The sequence below is a fragment of the Arthrobacter sp. Z1-15 genome (genome assembly GCF_054792395.1).
The window spans coordinates 2,798,425-2,818,038 of the sequence record NZ_CP096454.1; the positions used below are offsets into that span (position 1 = coordinate 2,798,425).

At 66.5% G+C, this 19,614-nt stretch carries 15 protein-coding genes; 5 read left to right on the top strand and 10 right to left on the bottom strand.

Annotation, left to right across the window (positions count from 1 at the left end):
* Positions 1-72: 72 nt before the first annotated feature.
* Both M1D40_RS12760 and fabG read right to left on the bottom strand, forming a co-directional pair.
* On the bottom strand, positions 73-534 hold the full coding sequence (locus tag M1D40_RS12760) for a MaoC family dehydratase (RefSeq protein WP_461169063.1): 462 nt from the start codon (positions 532-534) through the stop codon (positions 73-75).
* A gap of 2 nt (positions 535-536) precedes the next feature.
* Positions 537-1,310, bottom strand: coding sequence for a 3-oxoacyl-ACP reductase FabG (fabG, locus tag M1D40_RS12765; protein WP_461169064.1), 774 nt, complete (start codon positions 1,308-1,310; stop codon positions 537-539).
* Between the two features lie 161 nt (positions 1,311-1,471).
* Here fabG and M1D40_RS12770 point away from each other — a divergent pair, with 161 nt between their 5' ends.
* Positions 1,472-2,470 carry a helix-turn-helix transcriptional regulator gene (locus M1D40_RS12770; protein ID WP_341393619.1) on the top strand — a complete coding sequence of 333 codons (999 nt, stop codon included), beginning with the start codon at positions 1,472-1,474 and terminating at the stop codon, positions 2,468-2,470.
* Positions 2,471-2,483: 13 nt separating this feature from the next.
* Positions 2,484-6,404, top strand: coding sequence for an ATP-dependent RNA helicase HrpA (gene hrpA, locus M1D40_RS12775; protein WP_461169065.1), 3,921 nt, complete (start codon positions 2,484-2,486; stop codon positions 6,402-6,404).
* A 45-nt stretch (positions 6,405-6,449) separates the two neighbouring features.
* Here the strand turns inward: hrpA and M1D40_RS12780 are convergent, their stop codons facing one another.
* The 3 genes from M1D40_RS12780 to M1D40_RS12790 form a co-directional block, all read right to left on the bottom strand.
* Positions 6,450-6,878, bottom strand: coding sequence for an HIT family protein (locus tag M1D40_RS12780; RefSeq protein ID WP_461169066.1), 429 nt, complete (start codon positions 6,876-6,878; stop codon positions 6,450-6,452).
* Positions 6,879-6,998: 120 nt separating this feature from the next.
* On the bottom strand, positions 6,999-7,871 hold the full coding sequence (locus M1D40_RS12785) for a sulfurtransferase (RefSeq protein WP_461169067.1): 873 nt from the start codon (positions 7,869-7,871) through the stop codon (positions 6,999-7,001).
* Positions 7,868-8,551, bottom strand: coding sequence for an MBL fold metallo-hydrolase (locus tag M1D40_RS12790; protein ID WP_461169068.1), 684 nt, complete (start codon positions 8,549-8,551; stop codon positions 7,868-7,870). The genes M1D40_RS12785 and M1D40_RS12790 overlap by 4 nt, the downstream gene beginning before the upstream one ends.
* A gap of 187 nt (positions 8,552-8,738) precedes the next feature.
* Here M1D40_RS12790 and M1D40_RS12795 point away from each other — a divergent pair, with 187 nt between their 5' ends.
* Positions 8,739-9,164 carry a Fur family transcriptional regulator gene (locus M1D40_RS12795; protein ID WP_341393615.1) on the top strand — a complete coding sequence of 142 codons (426 nt, stop codon included), beginning with the start codon at positions 8,739-8,741 and terminating at the stop codon, positions 9,162-9,164.
* A 30-nt stretch (positions 9,165-9,194) separates the two neighbouring features.
* Here the strand turns inward: M1D40_RS12795 and M1D40_RS12800 are convergent, their stop codons facing one another.
* From M1D40_RS12800 to M1D40_RS12820, 5 genes are all read right to left on the bottom strand, one after another.
* Entirely contained in the window at positions 9,195-10,070 is an 876-nt protein-coding gene (locus M1D40_RS12800; RefSeq protein ID WP_341393614.1) for a metal ABC transporter permease, read from the bottom strand.
* The gene (locus M1D40_RS12805) at positions 10,057-10,872 is read right to left on the bottom strand and encodes a metal ABC transporter ATP-binding protein (protein WP_341393613.1); all 816 of its coding nucleotides are present in this window, start codon (positions 10,870-10,872) and stop codon (positions 10,057-10,059) included. The genes M1D40_RS12800 and M1D40_RS12805 overlap by 14 nt, the downstream gene beginning before the upstream one ends.
* Positions 10,869-11,906: a metal ABC transporter solute-binding protein, Zn/Mn family gene (locus tag M1D40_RS12810; RefSeq protein ID WP_461169069.1), complete on the bottom strand. Its 1,038-nt coding sequence runs from the start codon at positions 11,904-11,906 to the stop codon at positions 10,869-10,871. Before M1D40_RS12810 ends, M1D40_RS12805 begins: the two co-directional genes overlap by 4 nt.
* 147 nt (positions 11,907-12,053) lie before the next feature.
* Complete coding sequence (locus M1D40_RS12815) at positions 12,054-13,124, bottom strand: hemolysin family protein (protein WP_341393611.1); 1,071 nt, start codon at positions 13,122-13,124, stop codon at positions 12,054-12,056.
* Positions 13,121-14,551 carry a hemolysin family protein gene (locus M1D40_RS12820; RefSeq protein ID WP_341393610.1) on the bottom strand — a complete coding sequence of 477 codons (1,431 nt, stop codon included), beginning with the start codon at positions 14,549-14,551 and terminating at the stop codon, positions 13,121-13,123. The genes M1D40_RS12815 and M1D40_RS12820 overlap by 4 nt, the downstream gene beginning before the upstream one ends.
* Before the next feature lie 528 nt (positions 14,552-15,079).
* On the opposite strand from M1D40_RS12820, the gene M1D40_RS12825 reads away from it, so the two are divergent.
* Positions 15,080-18,910, top strand: a complete 3,831-nt coding sequence (locus tag M1D40_RS12825) for a multifunctional oxoglutarate decarboxylase/oxoglutarate dehydrogenase thiamine pyrophosphate-binding subunit/dihydrolipoyllysine-residue succinyltransferase subunit (protein WP_461169070.1) — start codon at positions 15,080-15,082, stop codon at positions 18,908-18,910.
* 65 nt (positions 18,911-18,975) lie between these two features.
* Entirely contained in the window at positions 18,976-19,575 is a 600-nt protein-coding gene (locus M1D40_RS12830; RefSeq protein WP_341393608.1) for a GDSL-type esterase/lipase family protein, read from the top strand.
* The last annotated feature ends 39 nt before the right edge of the window (positions 19,576-19,614 follow it).

Consider the following 19,614-nt stretch of genomic DNA (forward strand, 5'->3'; position numbering starts at 1 on the left):
CCAAGGAGGACGGGCAGGGCCCTTCAGTGTGGTTAAACCGCCCGGACCGGAGCCTGTGCGCGGCCCCGGCGGCTAAGCAGCCGGGGCCAGCACGTAGAGGGTGATCCAGTCCGCAACCGCCGCCGGCTTGTCCGCCCCTTCCAGTTCAATCGTGATGCCGGTGACAATCCTGATGCCCTGGCGCGTGGTTTCGACCTCGGCCAGCTCGGACACCGCACGCACCCGGCTGTTCACCGGAACCGGGTGGGGAAACCGCACATGGTCCAGCCCGTAATTGATGCCCATCACCGTTCCGTCCACGCTCATCCGCCCGGACGTCAGTGCCGGCAGCAGCGACAGAACGAGAAAGCCGTGGGCGATGGTGCTGCCGAAGGGACCGGCGGCAGCCCGCTCCGGGTCAAGGTGGATCCACTGATGGTCGTCGGTGGCATCCGCGAAGCTGTTGATGCGTTCCTGGTCGATGGTGATCCATTCGCTGGTTTCCCGCTGCCCGACGGCGGCTTCCAGCTCTTCCACTGAGGCGAAGTGTGCCATTCCTAGCCCCTCGGTCCGCCGGCAACGTAGAGCACCTGTCCGGAGATGAAAGATGCTTCCTCCCGGATGAAAAATGATGCCGCCGCTGCAATGTCGGCCGGCTTTCCCGTCCGCCCCACCGGAATCTCGGCGGCTGCGTGCGAAATGAACTCCTCGTAAGCCACGCCCATCCGCTCCGCCGTCGCCCGGGTCATATCGGTTTCGATCAGGCCCGGCGCAATGGCGTTGACCGTGACGTTGTACCGTCCCAGTTCAATGGCCAGGGTCTTGGTGAAACCCTGCAGCCCCGCCTTGGCGGCCGCATAGTTGGCCTGCCCCCGGTTGCCCAGGGCCGAGGTGCTGGAAAGGTTGACGATGCGCCCCCACTTCTCCCGCACCTGGTGGACCTGCACCGCACGGCTCATCAGGAATGCCCCGCGCAGGTGCACGCCCATGACGGCGTCCCAGTCCGTCTCGGTCATTTTGAACAGCAGGTTGTCGCGCAGGATGCCCGCATTGTTGACGAGGATGGCGGGGGCGCCGAGGTCCTCGGTTATGCGCGCCACTGCGGCATCGACGGCGCCGGCATCGGACACGTCGGCACCCACCCCCACCGCTTTGCCGCCCGAGTTGTTGATGGCCTCAACCGTGGCCGCGGTGTCTTCCTCGCGGAGGTCAAGGACGGCCACGCGGTGGCCGTCTGCCGCGAGCCGGGAAGCAACGGCGGCGCCGATGCCGCGCCCTGCCCCGGTGACGACGGCGGTGCGCTGTTCAAATGGTGCCGGAACCTCGGTCATGTCTCTCCTTTGGACGTCAGCTTGAATGTGAGCTGGATCATGCTGTCCGCCGAGCGTACCGACCGGGCGGTACGGACGCAACGGTGTCCGGGTCGCTCCCGCTCCAACCAAAAAGGGAATAAGGACAGCTTCTGTCCTCAGGCAGGAGTACCTTGGTGTCCATGTTGGAAACCTCAGCACGCCTGCTCCATCTGCTGTCACTGCTGCAGATGCGGCGTGAATGGACCGGGGCGGCGCTGGCCGACCGCATGACCGTCACCGAGCGCACGGTGCGCCGCGACATCAGCAAGCTGCGCAGCCTCGGCTACCCGATCTCAGCCTCACCGGGCATCGCCGGCGGTTACCAGCTCGGATCCGGCGCACAGCTTCCGCCGCTGCTGCTGGACGACGACGAAGCGCTCGCCGTCGCCCTCGGGCTGGCCGCCGTCGCCACCGGACCGGTTGCGGGCATCGGGGAGGCATCCGTGCGCGCCCTGGCCAAGCTTGAACAGGTTTTGCCCGGCCGGCTGCGGCCCAAGTTCTCCGCCCTGCGCCAATCGGTCAGCGTCCTGGCCGGGAATGCCGCCAGCGTGGACCCGCAGACCCTGACCGCCCTTTCGGGGGCCATCGCCGAGCAGCGGGTGGTCGCCTTCCGGTACACCCCCTCCGGTGCCGCCCCCGGACGGCGCCTCGTCGAGCCGTACAAACTCGTCAGCACCGGCCGCCGCTGGTACCTGGCGGCCTGGGACCTGGAGCGCCGGGACTGGCGCACCTTCCGGATGGACCGCTGCCAAAGCATCCCGTCCATCCGCGAGCGCTACTTCCCCCGCCCCCTGCCGGCAAAGGACATGGCGGCGTACGTCCAGGACTCCATCACGCGCTTCCCGTACCGGTACGACGTCGTGCTGCGGCTGGCGGCACCGCTGGCCGAACTGGCGGACCGGATCCCGCCTGAAGCGGCCACGCTCGAGGACGACGGGCCGGGATTCACCATCCTGCGCGGCGGCTGGGACTCCCTGGACCTGCCGCTGATGCACCTGGCGGGCCTGGGGCTGGAATTCGAGATCCTCGCCCCCGCGGAAATGCGGGACCGGGCCCGCTCCGCGGCCGCCCTGCTCCAGCGGGCCGCAGATGCCCGGCCCTCGGCGAAATCAGGAAACGCTCCCGGTTCCAGCCACTAGACTGGGAGCAATCATGGCACTGACTATTTCCTACCCCGCGCTTCTACCCGTTTCCGAGCGCCGCGAAGACATCATGGCTGCCATCGCGGCCAACCAGGTGACGATCATCGCGGGCGAAACCGGCTCGGGCAAGACCACGCAGATCCCCAAAATGTGCCTGGAGCTCGGGCTCGCCGAGAAGGGGCTGATCGGCCACACCCAGCCGCGCCGGCTTGCCGCCCGGACGGTGGCCGAACGCATCGCGGAGGAGCTGGACGTCGAACTCGGCGCCGAGGTGGGCTACCAGGTGCGCTTTACCGGCGAAACCAGCCGCTCGACCAAGGTCAAGCTGATGACCGACGGCATCCTGCTGGCCGAGATCCAGCATGACCGCAAGCTGAAAAAATACAGCACCATCATCATTGATGAGGCCCACGAGCGCAGCCTGAACATCGACTTCATCCTGGGCTACCTGCGCAGGCTCCTGCCGGAACGTCCGGACCTGAAGGTCATCATCACCTCCGCCACCATCGATCCGGGACGCTTTGCCGAGCACTTCGCGACGAACGGCAAACCCGCGCCGATCATCGAGGTGTCAGGGCGGACCTTCCCCGTGGAGATCCGTTACCGTCCGCTGAACCAGCCGGCCGGCGGCGGCTCCGGCGAGGAGGACTCCGACGACGAGCTGGAGGAGGACCGCGACCCGGTGGACGCGGTGTGCGACGCCGTCGAGGAGCTCTCCCGCGAAGCCCCCGGCGACATCCTCATCTTCTTCTCCGGGGAACGGGAAATCCGTGACGCCGCAGATGCACTGCGCTCCTCCGTGCAGCGGGTCCCCCGGCTGCAGGGCACCGAAGTCCTGCCCCTGTTCGCCCGGCTGTCCCTGGCGGACCAGCACAAGGTCTTCAACCCCGGCAAGCACCGCCGCATCATCCTGGCCACTAACGTTGCCGAGACCTCGCTGACCGTTCCCGGCATCAAGTACGTCATCGACACCGGAACGGCGCGCATCTCCCGCTACTCGCACCGCACCAAGGTCCAGCGGCTGCCCATTGAACGCATTTCCCAGGCTTCCGCCAACCAGCGCTCGGGCCGCTGTGGCCGCGTGTCCGACGGGATCGCCATCCGACTGTACTCCGAAGAGGACTTTCAGGCGCGGCCCGAATTCACGGATCCGGAAATCCTGCGCACCAACCTTGCCGCCGTCATCCTGCAGATGGCCGCCATGGGCGTGGCCAAGGGCCCCAAGGACGTAGCGGACTTCCCGTTCGTCCAGCCGCCGGATTCCAAGGCCATCAACGACGGCGCCACCCTGCTCAAGGAGCTCGGCGCACTGGAAGCCTCCGGCGGAATCACCCCGGTGGGCCGCAAGCTCTCGCAGCTGCCCGTGGATCCCCGGATGGGCCGGATGATCGTGGAGGCCGGAGCCCGCGGCTGCGCCAAGGAAGTCATGGTGCTCACTGCGGCCCTGACCATCCAGGACCCGAGGGAACGGCCGTCCAAGGACGACGCCGCGCGGGCCCAGAAGGCCGCCGAGATGCACAAGCGGTTCGTGGACGAGAACTCCGACTTCACCGGCTACCTGAACCTGTGGCGCTACCTGCAGGACAAGCAGAAGGAGCTCTCCTCCTCCGCGTTCCGCCGGCTGTGCAAAAACGAGTTCCTGAACTATGTCCGGATCCGGGAGTGGCAGGATCTCTTTGCCCAGCTGCGCCAGATCGCCAAGCCGCTGGGCATCACGCTCAGCCCGGGCCCGGTGGATCCGGTGGCGCACGACAAAGAAATCCACATGAGCCTGCTCTCCGGCCTGCTCAGCCACATCGGGCTGTACGACCAGCGCAAGCGGGAGTACGCCGGAGCCCGCGGCACCCGGTTTGCCGTCTTCCCCGGTTCCGCGCTGTTCAAGAAAACCCCTGACTGGGTAATGGCCGCAGAACTGGTGGAAACCTCCCGGCTGTGGGCCCGGGTTGCCGCGAAGTTCGATCCGCTCTGGGTCGAGGACGTGGCTCCGCACCTGATCAAGCGCAGCTACAGCGAACCGCACTGGTCCAAGAGCCGCGGGTCGGTGATGGCCTATGAAAAGGTCACGCTCTACGGGGTGCCGGTCATCCCGCAGCGCAGCATCAACTACGGCCGGGTCGATCCCGAGCTGTCCCGGGAAATGTTCATCCGCCATGCCCTGGTGGAGGGCGACTGGCGCACCCACCACAAGTTCTTCCACCGCAACCAGGCGCTGCTGGCCGAAGTGGAGGAACTGGAGAACCGGGTCCGCCGCCGCGGCCTGCGGGTGGACGACGAAACCCTCTTTGAGTTCTATGACGAGCGCGTCGGCAGGGAGGTCGTTTCCGAACGGCACTTCGACAAGTGGTGGAAGAGCGCCCGGCACGAGAATCCGGCGCTGCTGGACTTCGACCCTGACGCGCTGCGGACCGACGACGCCGCCGGGCTTGACGAGAACGACTTCCCCAAGGCGTTCACCTACGGCGACTTTGAGCTGCCGCTGACCTACGAGTTTTCCCCGGGCGTGGCGGGAGCGGGCGACGGCGTGAGCGTTGAGGTGCCCGTGCTGTTCCTGAACCAGCTGGATCCGGAACCGTTCAAGTGGCAGATTCCGGGCCTGCGGGCAGAGCTGATCACCGCGCTGATCAAGTCGCTGCCCAAGGCAGTCCGCAAAAACTTCATTCCGGCTCCGGATGTGGCCCGTGCCGCCGCGGCTGCCCTGGCAGCCGACTTCGACCCCGCGCAGGATGCCCTGGAACCCTCCCTGGAGCTGGCCCTGCGGCGGCTCAAGGGTCACATCATTCCGCCCGGTTCCTGGAACTGGGAGTCTGTGCCCGAACACCTGCGGATGAGTTTCTGCGTGGTGGACGGCTCCGGAAAGGTCCTGGACGAGGGAAAGGACCTGGCGGCGCTGCAGGAATCCCTGGCACCGGCCACCCGCCGCGCCATTGCCGAGTCGCTCGGCGCCACGCCGAAAACCGTGACTCCCAAGTCCGGGCGGAAGGGCAGGGGCTCCCCCGGGGGCGCCCAGCCGGAAGCCGCACCCGCGGGTTCGGGCGCACAGCCGGGGGCCGGGCCGTCGCTGGCGGAACAGACCGGGCTGACCGAGTGGAGTGTCGGCACCGTTGAGAAGCAGGTGCAGCGGCTCGTCGCCGGGCATATGGTCACCGGCTATCCCGCTCTCGTGGACGAAGGCAAAACCGCAGGGCTGCGGATGTTCCAGAACGCCGGCGAACAGGCCGTCGCCATGCGCGGCGGCGTGATCCGGCTGCTGGTGCTCCGCGTTCCCAGCCCTGCCAAGTACGTGCTGGAGCATCTCAGCAATGCCGAGAAGCTCACCTTCAGCCAGAATCCGCACGGTTCGGTGGCTGCCCTGATCGAGGACTGCACCCTGGCGGCCGTGGACAAGCTGACACCGGAGCGGCTGCCCTGGAGCCGTGCCGAATTCGACGAACTGTACGAGAAGGTGCGGGCCGAACTTATTGACACCGTCTTCACCGTGACCGCAACGGTGGAGAAAATCCTCTCCAGCACCCGCCGCATTACCAAGGCACTGAAGGGCACCCAGTCACTGGCCCTGATCAGCGCCCTGAACGACATCCGCGCACAGTTGGATTCGCTGGTTTACCCCGGGTTCGTCGCCCGCACCGGCTACGCCCAGCTGACGCATCTGCCCCGGTACCTGGCCGGCATTGAGCGGCGGCTGGAGAAACTGCCGACGAACGTCCAGCGCGACGCGCAGCAGATGGCGGTGGTCCAGGCCCTGGAGGACGACTACGACGACGCCGTTGCCGCGCTGCTGCCCGGTGCCGGAACACCGCCGGCACTGACCGAGGTCCGCTGGATGATCGAGGAACTGCGGATCAGTTTCTTCGCGCAGGAGCTCGGCACGGTGCGCTCGGTGTCGGAGAAGCGCATCCGCACGGCACTGAACGCCGCACTCGCCCCGGCCTGAGGCCGGGGCGGGGCGGGAACGGCGGTTGCTTCGGCGGCCCTGCGGTTACTGCTCGGGAACGGCGGCGCCGTGTCCGGCGGCCCGCAGCGCCTCCCGGAGCTTTTCAGCGTTGGCCTCCATGCGTTCCGGATCCGGGTTGGACTCCGCGCGGCTGAAGTCGAAATCTTCCAGGGAATTCACCGGCCAGACGTGCAGGTGAAGGTGGTCAACCTCGAACCCGGCAATGCTCAGCCCGGCGCGTTCGGAACCGAAGGCTTCCACCTGCGCCCGGCCGATGGCCTGCGCCACGGACGTCAGCTTCTGCAGCAGTTCCGGCGGAGCGTCGGTCCATTTGTCGACCTCCTGCCGCGGCACCACCAGGGTGTGGCCGTCGCTGAGCGGACCGATGCTCAGGAAGGCCGCGACGTCGTCGTCCTTCCACACAAAACGGCCCGGAATCTCGCCGTTGATGATCTTGGTGAAGAGGGTGGGCATGGTGGCTCCTTCAGAAGAACGGGCGGAAGCTGCAGCACTGCCGGATGCCTTCGCATCGTCACGGGGCACCACCAGGTGCAGCGGCGGGGGTACGGGGCGGCCTCTTATCATGAGACGACGCTATCGTCTTTGGGCGGTCCCGGGCCATTCGCCCGGCTTCTGCCCCACCGCGACCGGGGACCCCTTCGTGGCTGACCACTGCGACCAGGATCCCGGGTAGAGGGCCGCCCGGTACCCGGCGCTTTCCAGTGCCGCCACGTCGTGGGCTGCGGTCACTCCGGAGCCGCAGTAGACCGCCACCGGCGCGTCCGGGCGCACCCCGAGGGCTTCGAAGGAAGCGCGAAGTTCTTCCGGAGTGCGGAACGTTCCCTCGTCGGTCAGGTTTCCGGCCGCGGGCGCGTTGACTGCCCCGGGGATGTGCCCGGCCAGCGGGTCAACGGGCTCGCGGTCACCGCGGTACCGTTCCTTGGCCCGGGCGTCGAGCAGTGTCCCGCCGGCCACGACGGCGGGAACATCCCACATCTGGAGCACCGGCATTTTTCCCCAGGAGAACTCCGCATCACCGGGCCGGGGCACCGCGGTTCCGCCTTCCAGCGCCAGTCCGGCCCGGTGCCAGGCGACGACGCCGCCGTCGAGCAGGTACACGGAATCCAGTCCCGCGTGCCGCAGCAGCCACCAGGCCCGGGCAGCCGAGGTGCCGCCGACTGCGTCATAGGCCACCACCGTGTCACCGCGGGAGATCCCCCAGCCTCTGGCCGTGCGCGCAAATTCCTGCGGGTCCGGCAGGGGATGGCGCCCTTCGCTTCCCTTGCCTGCGGGAGCCGCCAGCTCGGTTTCCAGGTCCACATACACGGCGCCGGGTATGTGTCCGCGCTGGTACTGCCGGTTCCCGTCGGTGCTGCCCAGCTCCCACCGGACATCAAGCAGGACCACGGATGTCCCCGAGGCCAGCAGCTCCTGCAGCCCGGCAACATCGATAAGGGGCCCGCTCATACCTGGACCGTATCGCCGGCGGACAGGTGCTGGTACACGGTGCCGTACAGTTCCCCGAACCGGGTGACATGACCTTCGGAGATGTTCAGGCCGCGCTCGTTCAGCAGGGCGTCATGGATCGGGTAGGCACGTTCGGCACCGCAGGCGATAACAAAGTCGATAACCTCCCCCACTTTGGACCACGGTGCGTGGATTGGCACCAGCAGGGTTTTTACGGTGAGCCCGTTCGGCACCACGAACGAGTCTCCGGGATGGTACAGCGTCCCGTCGATCAGGTAGCCGATGTTGGCCACCAGCGGCACCAGCGGGTGGATCAGGGCGTGCTGCCCGCCAAAGGACCGGATTGTAAAGCCGGCAGCGGTAAAGGTGCTGTCCGGTTCCACCGACAGGATCCGTCCGGCGGCGTCCTTCCCCTCCGCACCGCTGCCGTCAGCAGCCGCGGCAGCGCGCAGGTCAGCGGCCAGCCGCTCCGGTGCATGCAGCACCAGGGACGTGTTGGCCCTGAGCTGGGCCAGGACCCGCTCCCGGTCCAGATGGTCGGGGTGCTCATGGGTGATCAGGACGGCCCGGGCTCCGTCCAGCGCTTCTTCTACTTCGGAAAACGAACCGGGGTCCAGTACCAGGACGTTGCCGTCGCGCTCCAGGCGCACGCAGGAATGGGTGTACTTGGTCAGTTTCATACGGTCACAGTACCCCGCGGCTCCGCCGTACGGGCGCTTACCGGTGCCCGGCGCACGGGCGGTTCGGAGCCGTTTTCTGTCGGGTGCGATAATCTGGAAGCTGCGCCGGTACCGGCCGGCCGTTCAGCCCAGGCACCGCCCCTTCCGGGGCCGGCCGGGCCAGGCATCACCGTTCCAAGGAGTGAGCATGTCAGCGCAGACGTCCCAGCCCGCCAAGCGGGGTCCGGAGCAGCGGGTCACGCGCCAGCGCCTGGCCGTTGGCCGGACCTTGGATGAACTCGATGACTTCATCAGCACGCAGGAGCTCTACCGCCTGCTGCATGAACGCGGTGACAGCGTCTCCCTGGCCACCACCTACCGCATCCTGCAGTCCATGGCGGAGGAAAACCAGGTGGACGTGCTGCGCAACGGCGAGGGCGAAGCCCTGTACCGCCGCTGCGCCGTCGAGCACCACCACCACCACCTGGTGTGCCGCAACTGCGGCAAGGCGGTGGAAGTGGAGGCTCCCGCCGTCGAGGCGTGGGCGGCCGGACTGGGATCGCAGTACGGCTTTACCGAGGTGGCCCACACCGTGGAGATCTTCGGGCTGTGTCCGGAGTGCAGCCGCTCCTGATTCCAGGACGGCCCCGCCGGAGCCGGTCCGCTACGCGGCGGACACCGTTCCGGCCCGAACCCGTCCCCTGGTCCGGCTCCGCTTGATGAGCCTGCACACCACATAGATCAGGAACGAGATGGTTGTGATGTACGGGCTGATCGAGATGCGGCCGCCGAGCGCCAGCAAAATGCCGCCCACAGCCGACGTCACCGCAAACAGCACGCTCAGCAGCACCACCAGGCGCGGGGAAGACGTCACCAGCAGCGCGGCGGCTGAGGGCGTAATCAGCAGCGACAGCACCAGCAGTGCCCCGACAACTTGGATGGACAGCGCGACCGACAGCCCCAGCAGCACCATAAAGACAATGGACAGCACCCGCACGGGCACACCGCGGGCTTCGGCGAGTTCGGGATCGGCGCTGGCGAACGTCAGCGGCCGCCAGATCAGGACGAGGCCGGCCATGACGACGACGGCCGTGCCGGCGAGCAGGTTCAGCTGAACCGTGTCGACGGCGACGATCTGCCCGGTGAGCAGCCCGAATTTGTTGGCTGAGCGGCCTTCGTACAGTCCGAGGAACAGGATGCCCAGGCCGAGCCCGAAGGGCATGATGACGCCGGTGACCGAGTTCCGGTCCCGGGCTTTCAGCCCCATCACCGCCAGCAGCACGGCTGCGGCCACGGAACCGATAAGCGAGCCGAACACCACGTTGGCGCCGATCAGCAGGGCAAAGGCGGCACCGGCAAAGGACAGCTCGGCAATCCCGTGGACGGCAAAGGCGAGGTCGCGCATCAGGACGAAGGTTCCGATGAGCCCGCCCACGAGCCCCAGGATCGCAGCGGCCCAGATCGAATTGCTGACCAGGGGCAGCAGCTGCCCGTAGTCGCTGAAGTTGAACACGGCGGAGAAGAAGTCACGCAAGTCCATGTTCTTCCTCGCTCTCTCCGTGCACGTGGGTGGTGGCATCCGGGATGCCCAAGACGACGATGCGGCCGTGGCTGCGAAGTACTTCCACCCGGCTTCCGTACATTTCGGACAGCACATCGGAGCGAAGAACCTCGGACGGCGTGCCGGTGCGGAAGGTGCCGCCGGCGAGGTAGAGCACGCGGTCCACGTAATCGATGACCGGATTGATCTCGTGGGTTACGAACACCACGGCGGAGCCTTCTTCGTGGCAGCGCCGGTCGATCAGGGCACTGATGGCCTGCTGGTGGTGCAAATCCAGGGAGAGCAGCGGTTCGTCGCAGAGCAGCAGGTCTGGATCGGTGGCCAGTGCCTGGGCCGCACGCAGGCGCTGCACCTCGCCGCCGGACAGCAGGCCAACGGGCTCATTGGCATAGCGGGTGGCGCCCACCTGGTCCAGCAGCTGGTCCACGCGCCGCCGTACGGGGGCGCGGTTCAGCCGCAGTCCCCACTTGTTTCCGTCGACTCCCAGGCCAACGAGGTCCCGGGCCCGCAGCGGGGTTCCCGGCCCGAAGGCCTTCTGCTGGGGTATGTAGCCGATGTCGCGGCTGCCGCGCCGGGCCGGATGCCCGTTGATTTCCACGGTGCCGTGAGTGAGTTCCTGCAGTCCCAGCAGGACTTTCAGGAAGCTGGTCTTGCCGGAGCCGTTGGGGCCCAGGACGGCGAGGAATTCGCCGGCCTTAATATCAAGGTCCAAACCGTCCCAGAGGGTCCGGTGCCCGAAGGACAGCCCGGCGTTCCTCAGCCGTACTACTTGACCGGTCACCGCAGCACATCGTCGATGGCGGCCACATTGGAACCCATCCAGGTCAGGTAGTCCTGGCCTTCGGGAAGGGTTTCGGAGAAGTCCAGGACCGGCACGCCGGCTTCCTCCGCAGTGGCGCGCACGGTTTCCGTCTGCGACGAGGCGGTCTGGGTGTTGAACGCCAGGAAAGCGACGGACCGCGAGCTCAGGAGCTCCTGCATCTCGTTCAGAGCTGCCGGAGGAACGTCGGAGCCTTCCTCGACGGCGGAGGTAAAGGCGGCAGGGGTGACGTTGTGCAGGCCGGCGGCTTCGAAGAGGTATTCCGGAACGGGCTCGGTGACGGCGACGTCGCGTCCGCCGGCTGCGGCCTTGTCCTCGGCCAGGTCGGCCGTGAGCTCCTCGATACCGCTGCTGAAGGACGCCGCGTTCGCCCGGAACTGATCGGCATTGTCCGGGTCCAGCACGGCAAGCCGCTCCGCTGCTGCTTCGGCCAGAAGGCCCATCGCTTCGGGGCTGTACCAGACGTGCTCGTTGAAGGAGCCGTGGGAGTGTCCGTCATGGCTGCCGTCGTCGTCGTGGGCGTCGGCGTCGCCGTGGGCTTCGCCGTGGCCGTGGGCTTCGCCGTCGCCGGTGTGCGTTTCACCGTCCTCCGTGTGGGTTTCGGCGCTCTGCTCCAGACCGGAGATTTCCACCGCGTTGAGGACGTCCGCGCCCTCGATGCCGGCTTCGTCAACCAGCTGTTCCATGAAGGTGTCGTAGCCTCCGCCGTTGAGCACCACCAGGTCCGCATCGCTGACCGCAAGCTTGTCCCGCGCCGTCGCCTCGTAGGAGTGCGGGTCCTGGCTGGGCCGGTCGATGATGGAGGTCACGGTGACGGCGTCTGCTCCGACTGTCTCCATGATGTTGCCGTACACATTGGTGGAAGCAACAATGTCCAGGACTCCCTCTTCGGAGCCCTGGTCGGAAGAGGATCCCGAATCCCCCGTGCAGCCGGTCAGGGCAAGGGCTCCGCCGGCCAGAAGTACTCCGGCAAGGCGGACGGAAAAGCGTCGCATAAGTAGTGGTGTCCCTGTTCCGGCGTTGAGAAGGTTTGATGATGTTAACTCTGATGGAGCTCCGCTGGGAGCGGAACTCCATCAGCATAACCTAAACGCGAATCGTTCGCATCTAAGCCGGGGAGTGTGACAGCGGGGCAGGCCGCCCTATTCCGAGTAGCTTTCCCCGGTGCGGCGGAATCCCTGGGCCTGTGTGGCATCCCGGATTTCTCCCACCAGCTGCTCGATGATGTCTTCCAGGAAGAGCACTCCCCGCGTCCGGTTGTCCGGCCCCAGCACACGGGCCAGGTGGGAGCCTGTCCGCTGCATGGTGGCCAGGGCATCTTCGATTTCGTCGTCCAGCCGCAGGTTGGCGAGGGTCCGCACTTTGTTCTCGGTGAGCGGCCGGTCATAGGCATCGGCCTCAATGGCCATGATGTCCTTCAGATGCATGTAGCCGGTCAGGTTGCCCTGCTCGTCCATCAGGACAAAGCGGGAGAACCCGGTGCGGCCCACAGCCTTTTCGAACTCAGCCGCAGTGGTGTCGGTCCGCAGCGTGACCAGCTCATCGAGCGGGACCATGATGGTCCCGGCACTCTGCCCGGAGAATTCCAGGGCACCGGAAATGACGCCTGAATCATCGGCGACGGTCCCGTGCTTGGTGGATTCCTCCACGATGGACTGCATCTCCTCGAGGGTGAACGCGGAGGCCACTTCATCCTTCGGCGTGATGCCCATGGCACGCAGGGCGTGGTTCGCCAGCCAGTTCAGGGTGAAGATGACCGGACGCACCACCCGGGAAATGAGAACCAGGGGCGGCGCCAGCAGCAGCGCCGCGCGGTCGGCGACGGACACCGAGATGTTCTTCGGCACCATTTCCCCGAACGTCACGTGCAGGAAGGTAACGATCAGCAGGGCCACCAGGAAACCGGCGCCGTCGGCAAATTCCGCGGGCAGGCCAACGGCCTGAAGCGGGGCTGCCAGCAGGTGGTGGATCGCCGGTTCGGCCACCGAGAGAATCAGCAGCGAACACACGGTGATGCCCAGCTGCGCGCAGGCCAGCATCAGGGACACGTTTTCCATGGCCCAGAGCGTGGTTTTCGCCCGCTTGGAACCGGCGTCGGCCAGCGGCTCGATCTGGCTGCGGCGGGCGGACATGACGGCAAACTCGCTGCCCACAAAGAAGGCGTTGCCAATCAGCAGCACCACCAGCCAGAAAATGCCCATGACATCGCTCATCGCTGCTCCCCCGTACCGGCGGCGTTCTTCTCCGCCGACCTTCTCTCTGCAGCCCGGCGAACTGCCTCATCTGCGGCCGACTCCCGTTCGGACGCCGGCGGTGCCTCGTCCTCGGCGGCCGGGTCGTCGTCATTGTCCTGCGGAATGAAGCTGACGCGGTCGATGCGGCGGCCGTCCATGCGTTCAACTTCCAGCACACCGCCGTCGACGTTCACGCAGTCACCGGGCCGGGCGATCCGGCCCAGCTCGGCCATAATGTAGCCGCCCACGGTTTCATACCCTGATTCGTCCGGTACGTTCAGCAGCGGCACCAGCCGGGAGACTTCATCGGGACGCATGATGCCGGGAAAGTACCAGGCCCCGGTGGCGCTTTGCAGCACGCCGGGCTTGATCTTGTCGTGCTCGTCAGAGACTTCTCCGACGATCTCCTCCACGAGGTCCTCAAGGGTTGCAACGCCTGCGGTGCCGCCCCACTCATCGAGGACGACGGCGAGCTGGAGGTTTGCTCCGCGCAGTTCGGAGAGCAGGCTGTCCAAGTGCACCGTCTCGGGAACACGCAGGACCTCGCTCATGATGGCTCCGGCCGGCAGGTCGGCCCGCCGGCTGCGGGGCACGGCAACGGCTTTCTTGACATGGACCACGCCGCGGATGTCGTCCGGGGAATCCCCGAGGACGGGAAAGCGTGAATATCCGGTGCGGCGGGCAGCCTCGATGACGTCAGCCACCGACTGCTCCGAGTCGATGGTCTCCAGCCGGATCCGGGGAGTCATGACGTCTGCGGCGGTCCGTTCCGCAAAGGAGAACGTCCGGGACAGGAAGTTTGCGGTGCCCTGGTCCAGGGTGCCCATCTCTGCGGACCGGCGGACCATGGAGGACAGCTCCGCGGGTGTCCGGGCGCCGGAGACCTCTTCCTTGGCTTCGAGCCCGAAGAGATGCAGCACCTTGTTCGAGAAGCCGTTCAGCAGCAGGATGGCCGGCTTGAACAGTACGGTGAAAGCCAGCTGCGGCCGGGCCAGCGCGCGTCCCATGCGGAAGGGCAGGGAGATGGACATGTTCTTGGGGATGAGCTCCCCGAGCAGCATGGACAGGAAGGTCGCGAGAACCATGGCTGCCACCACGGAGACGGAATCCACCGCCACCGGCGGCAGCCCCAGGGCTCCGAGCGGGGGCTTCAGCAGCCGGCCCACCGACGGCTCCATGACGAAACCGGTCAGGAGAGTGGTCAGGGTAATGCCGAGCTGGCAGCTGGAGAGCTGCGTCGAGAGGGAGGTCAGGCACCGCAGCAGCGGCTCTGCCGCCTTGTCGCCGTTTTCAACGGCCCGGCGCACCGTGGGCTGGTCCAGGGCCACCAGCGAGAACTCAACGGCCACAAAAAAGCCGGTGCCGAGTATCAGCACCAGGCCAAAGGCAAGGTATAGCCATTCCATTTAAGCTTCCACCTCGGCGCAGGGGCGGGAGGGACATGCGCCGGTGCCGAACGGGGCGGGCCCCGGCGGTTGGTCGCTGCAGGGCGCAGGCGGAGGGTGATCGGCCGAAGCCGGTCTGGAAGGCTCCGATACGGCAGGAGTGGATCGGGGCGTCTGGGTTCGGGCGTGGCCGGCTCTGTGCGAGCGGTCCGCAGGAGCTGCGGACCGGGTTGCAGGCCGGCGCCTAGAGAAACTGTCCATAGACTCCCCAGTTTACAGGTTCACCATTCCTCCGCCGCAAGGACTCGCCCTGATGCTGCCAGCCGCCCCCGGGAGGCGGCGAGCCGGCGCCGCGGCACCGGCCGGACCGCGCGGACGTGACGGATGTCAAACGGGAATTGGCCAGTTGTCCCGCATTGTCACTAGACTGGCATGAAGTCTCGGTCACTGCGCACCGGCCGGGCCGCACCAGAGAGCTTTGAGGCTTTAAGCCCTCAGACATGGTGCCAATCAGGGCAAAAGGCAACTCATGGAAGAGGCGTATTAACAGTGCCAGACCAATCCAACCACCGACTGCCGGAAGAATTCGGCGGCAACGAGTGGCTTGTCGACGAACTCTACGAGCAGTACCTGAAGGACAAAAACTCGGTTGACAAGAAGTGGTGGAGCATCTTCGACTCCTTCAAGGATGAGGAAGCACAGAGCTCCAGCAGCGCCGCTTCCAACGGAAACGGCTCCGCCCCGAGCGAACTGGGCGCGAACCCGGCCACCCGCCAGCTTCCCGTTGTAAAGGCCGAGGCTGCGAAGCCCAAGGCCTCAGGCGAATCGCCTGCTTCCACCCAGCAGTCCGGAAAGCCTCCGGTTGCGAAGGAAGCAGCGTTCTCCAACTCCGCGGCCAAGGATTCCAAGCCCGCCGAGGCGAAGACCGAGTCCCCGAAGAGCAAGACTCCCCCGATTCCGGCCCAGCTGCCGAAGACGCAGCCGGCCAGCGCTGCTTCCGAGGAAGATAAGGTCAACGTCCTGCGCGGCCCGGCCAAGGCCATCGCCACCAACATGGACCTCAGCCTCAGCGTTCCCACCGCCACCACGGTCCGCGCCGTGCCGGCCAAGCTGCTGATCGACAACCGCATCGTCATCAACAGCCACCTGGAGCGTGCCCGCGGCGGCAAGGTGTCTTTCACCCACCTGCTTGGTTACGCCATCATCCGCGCAGCAGCCATGTTCCCGTCCCAGAACGTGTACTACGACGTCGTCGACGGCAAGCCCGTTGCCGTCCAGCCGGCGCACGTAAACTTCGGCCTGGCCATTGACATGCCCAAGCCCGACGGCACCCGCCTGCTGGTGGTGCCGAACATCAAGAAGGCCGAAACACTGAACTTCTCGGAGTTCTGGCACGCCTACGAAGAACTCGTGAAGAAGGCCCGCAACGGCAAGCTCACGGCGGACGACTACAAGGGCACCACCATTTCGCTGACCAACCCGGGCGGCATCGGCACGGTTCACTCCGTGCCCCGCCTGTCCAAGGGCCAGGCCTGCATCATCGGTGCCGGCGCGCTTGACTACCCGGCGGAGTTCCAGGGATCCAACGAGAAGATCCTCGCCCGCAACGCCATCTCCAAGATCATCACGCTGACCTCCACCTATGACCACCGCGTCATCCAGGGTGCCGGCAGCGGCGAGTTCCTGCGCATCATCCACCAGCTACTCCTCGGCGAACAGAACTTCTACGACGACATCTTCGAGTCGCTGCGGATTCCGTACGAGCCGGTCCGCTGGAGCCCCGACATCCAGGTGAACCCGGAAGAGCAGATCAACAAGGTTGCCCGCATCCAGCAGCTGATCCACTCCTACCGCGTCCGCGGCCACTTGATGGCGGACACCAACCCGCTCGAGTACGTCCAGCGCCGCCACGCGGACCTGGACATCCTGAACCACGGCCTCACCCTGTGGGACCTGGACCGTGAATGGCCCACCGGCGGCTTCGGCGGCAAGCCGATGCTGAAGCTGCGCAAGATCCTCGGCGTGCTCCGCGATGCCTACTGCCGCACCGCGGGCATCGAATACATGCACATCCAGGACCCCGAGGAGCGCGAGTGGTTCCAGGAGCGCTTGGAAACCAAGTACAGCAAGCCCACCCGTGAAGAGCAGCTGCGGATCCTGAGCAAGCTCAACGCGGCCGAAGCTTTCGAAACCTTCCTGCAGACCAAGTTCGTCGGCCAGAAGCGTTTCTCGCTCGAGGGCGGCGAATCCCTGATTCCCCTGCTGGACGCCGTGATTTCCGGTGCAGCCGACGACGGCCTCGAAGAGGTCGGCATCGGCATGGCCCACCGCGGCCGCCTCAACGTGCTGACGAATATTGCCGGCAAGACCTACGCCCAGGTCTTCCGCGAATTCGAAGGCACCCAGGACCCGCGCAGCGTGCAGGGCTCCGGTGACGTGAAGTACCACCTCGGCACCGAAGGCACCTTCACCTCCGACAACGGCAACCAGACCAAGGTGTACCTGGCCGCCAACCCCTCGCACCTCGAAGCCGGGGACTCCGTCCTCGAAGGCATCGTGCGTGCCAAGCAGGACCGGCTGGACCAGGGCGACGAGTTCCCCGTCCTGCCGATCCTCATCCACGGTGACGCCGCCTTTGCAGGCCAGGGCGTGGTGGCGGAAACGCTGAACCTTTCCCAGCTGCGCGGCTACCGCACCGGCGGAACCATCCACGTCGTGGTCAACAACCAGGTCGGCTTCACCACCTCGCCCACGTCCTCGCGCTCCTCGGTGTACTCCACCGACGTGGCCAAGATGGTGCAGGCGCCGATCTTCCACGTGAACGGCGACGATCCGGAGCAGGTCGTGCGCATTGCGCAGCTGGCCTACGACTACCGTCAGCGCTTCCACAAGGACGTCGTCATCGACATGGTCTGCTACCGCCGCCGCGGGCACAACGAGGGCGACGACCCCTCGATGACGCAGCCGATGATGTACAGCCTGATCGAAGCCAAGCGCTCCGTCCGCAAGCTGTACACCGAGTCCCTGATCGGACGCGGCGACATCAGCCAGGAAGAGGCCGAACAGGCACTGCGCGACTACCAGGGCCGCCTGGAGCGGGTCTTCGCGGAAACGCATGCCGCCCAGACCTCCCCGCTGCCGGTCATCACGAAGGACACCGAGGCGGTCTCCGACCTGGAGCGCCCCTCGTCCCAGCAGGAGGGCACCACGATCGTGTCGCCCGCATCCACGGCGATTTCCGCCGAGGTGCTGGCCCACATCGGCAAGGCCCACGTGGCCGTGCCCGAAGGCTTCACCGTGCACCCGAAGCTCAAGGCACTGCTGGAGAAGCGCGAGCAGATGTCCCGTGAAGGCGGCATCGACTGGGGCTTTGCGGAAATTGCAGCGTTCGGATCGCTGGTCATGGAGGGCGTCCCCGTACGCCTCGCCGGCCAGGACTCGCGCCGCGGAACCTTCACCCAGCGCCACGCCGTCTTCCACGACCGCGCCACAGGTGCCGAGTGGACCCCGCTCGCGGAACTGGATCCGAACCAGGCGAAGCTTTGGATCTACGATTCGCTGCTGTCGGAATTCGCTGCCATGGGCTTCGAATACGGCTACTCCGTGGAGCGCCCGGACGCACTCGTGCTCTGGGAGGCCCAGTTCGGTGACTTCGTCAACGGCGCCCAGACGATCATTGATGAATTCATCTCCTCGGCCGAGCAGAAGTGGGGCCAGCGTTCCTCGCTGGTGCTGATGCTGCCGCACGGCTACGAGGGCCAGGGCCCGGACCACTCGTCCGCCCGGATCGAACGCTTCCTGCAGATGTGCGCCGAGGACAACATGATTGTTGCCAACCCCACCACGGGTGCCTCGCACTTCCACCTGCTGCGCCGCCAGGCCTACAGCAGGCCGCGGAAGCCGCTGATCGTCTTCACGCCGAAGCAGCTGCTGCGGCTGAAGGCGGCGGCCACCTCGGTGGAGGACTTCACGCAGGGTTCGTTCCAGCCGGTCATTCCCGAACATGCCGAACTCGATGCGAACGCCGTCGAGCGCGTGCTCCTGGTGTCCGGCCGCCTGTACTACGATCTGCTGGCCAACCGCCAGAAGACCGGAGACGAGAAGACGGCCATTGTCCGGGTCGAGCAGCTTTACCCGCTGCCCGTCACGGAGATCCAGGCCGCTGTCGCCAAGTACCCGAACGCCGACGTCGTCTGGGCACAGGATGAGCCCGCCAACCAGGGTCCGTGGCCGTTTATCGGCCTGAACCTGCCGGCACAGCTGGACCGGCCGCTGCGCCTGGTCTCGCGCCCGGCGTCGGCGTCCACCGCCACCGGTTCGGCCAAGCGCCACGCCGTTGAGCAGGACATCCTTGTCAAGAAGGCCTTCGAACGTCAGTAGGCTAAGTTGGGGTGGGGCGCCGGCGGCGCCCCACCCCGTTTTTTTGTGACCGGAGAAGGTGACTAGTGGAACAACGCAGAATCAGGCTTGCAGCCGTCGGTGATGAGCTGCTGGCCGGGCACGGAGACCCGCGGGCCCTGGGCTGGCTGGGCCGCGTGCTGGCCCGTACCACCCCCGAAAACGTGAGTGTCCAGGCGTACACCCTCGCTGCACCCCAGGAGGGGACCGAATCGCTGGCCAACCGCTGGCTGCAGGAAGCGGGACGCAGGTTTGACGACCGCTGCGAAAACCGGCTGGTGATCGGCCTGTCGGACCGCGATCTGGACCTTGGCCTGTCAACGGCCCGCAGCCGGCTCAACCTGGCGAACATCCTGGACGGGGCGGCCCAAATGAGCATCAAGGTCTTCGTCGTCGGACCCCCTCCCGGACTGGACGCCGAGCGAAACCGGCGGCTTTCGGATTTGTCTGCAGCTTTCGGGGACGTGACGACGCGGCGCAAGCACGTATACGTGGATACCCTCACGCCGCTGCTGAACCACGAACAGTGGCGCACCGACCTCGCGTCCAACGGCGGCACTCCCGGCCAGGCCGGCTACGGCCTCATGGCATGGCTGGTCCTGCACCGCGGCTGGTACCGCTGGCTGGACCTGCCCGACATGAACTAACCGGGCAACAGCTGCTCCCCTGCGGCTGTGCACCACGGA

What these genes read in the sequence shown, in the direction of transcription:
- M1D40_RS12760 (WP_461169063.1), bottom strand. Translation starts at nt 534, where the DNA reads ATGGCACACTTCGCCTCAGTGGAAGAGCTGGAAGCCGCCGTCGGGCAG.
- fabG (WP_461169064.1), bottom strand. Translation starts at nt 1,310, where the DNA reads ATGACCGAGGTTCCGGCACCATTTGAACAGCGCACCGCCGTCGTCACC.
- M1D40_RS12770 (WP_341393619.1), top strand. Translation starts at nt 1,472, where the DNA reads ATGTTGGAAACCTCAGCACGCCTGCTCCATCTGCTGTCACTGCTGCAG.
- hrpA (WP_461169065.1), top strand. Translation starts at nt 2,484, where the DNA reads ATGGCACTGACTATTTCCTACCCCGCGCTTCTACCCGTTTCCGAGCGC.
- M1D40_RS12780 (WP_461169066.1), bottom strand. Translation starts at nt 6,878, where the DNA reads ATGCCCACCCTCTTCACCAAGATCATCAACGGCGAGATTCCGGGCCGT.
- M1D40_RS12785 (WP_461169067.1), bottom strand. Translation starts at nt 7,871, where the DNA reads ATGAGCGGGCCCCTTATCGATGTTGCCGGGCTGCAGGAGCTGCTGGCC.
- M1D40_RS12790 (WP_461169068.1), bottom strand. Translation starts at nt 8,551, where the DNA reads ATGAAACTGACCAAGTACACCCATTCCTGCGTGCGCCTGGAGCGCGAC.
- M1D40_RS12795 (WP_341393615.1), top strand. Translation starts at nt 8,739, where the DNA reads ATGTCAGCGCAGACGTCCCAGCCCGCCAAGCGGGGTCCGGAGCAGCGG.
- M1D40_RS12800 (WP_341393614.1), bottom strand. Translation starts at nt 10,070, where the DNA reads ATGGACTTGCGTGACTTCTTCTCCGCCGTGTTCAACTTCAGCGACTAC.
- M1D40_RS12810 (WP_461169069.1), bottom strand. Translation starts at nt 11,906, where the DNA reads ATGCGACGCTTTTCCGTCCGCCTTGCCGGAGTACTTCTGGCCGGCGGA.
- M1D40_RS12815 (WP_341393611.1), bottom strand. Translation starts at nt 13,124, where the DNA reads ATGAGCGATGTCATGGGCATTTTCTGGCTGGTGGTGCTGCTGATTGGC.
- M1D40_RS12820 (WP_341393610.1), bottom strand. Translation starts at nt 14,551, where the DNA reads ATGGAATGGCTATACCTTGCCTTTGGCCTGGTGCTGATACTCGGCACC.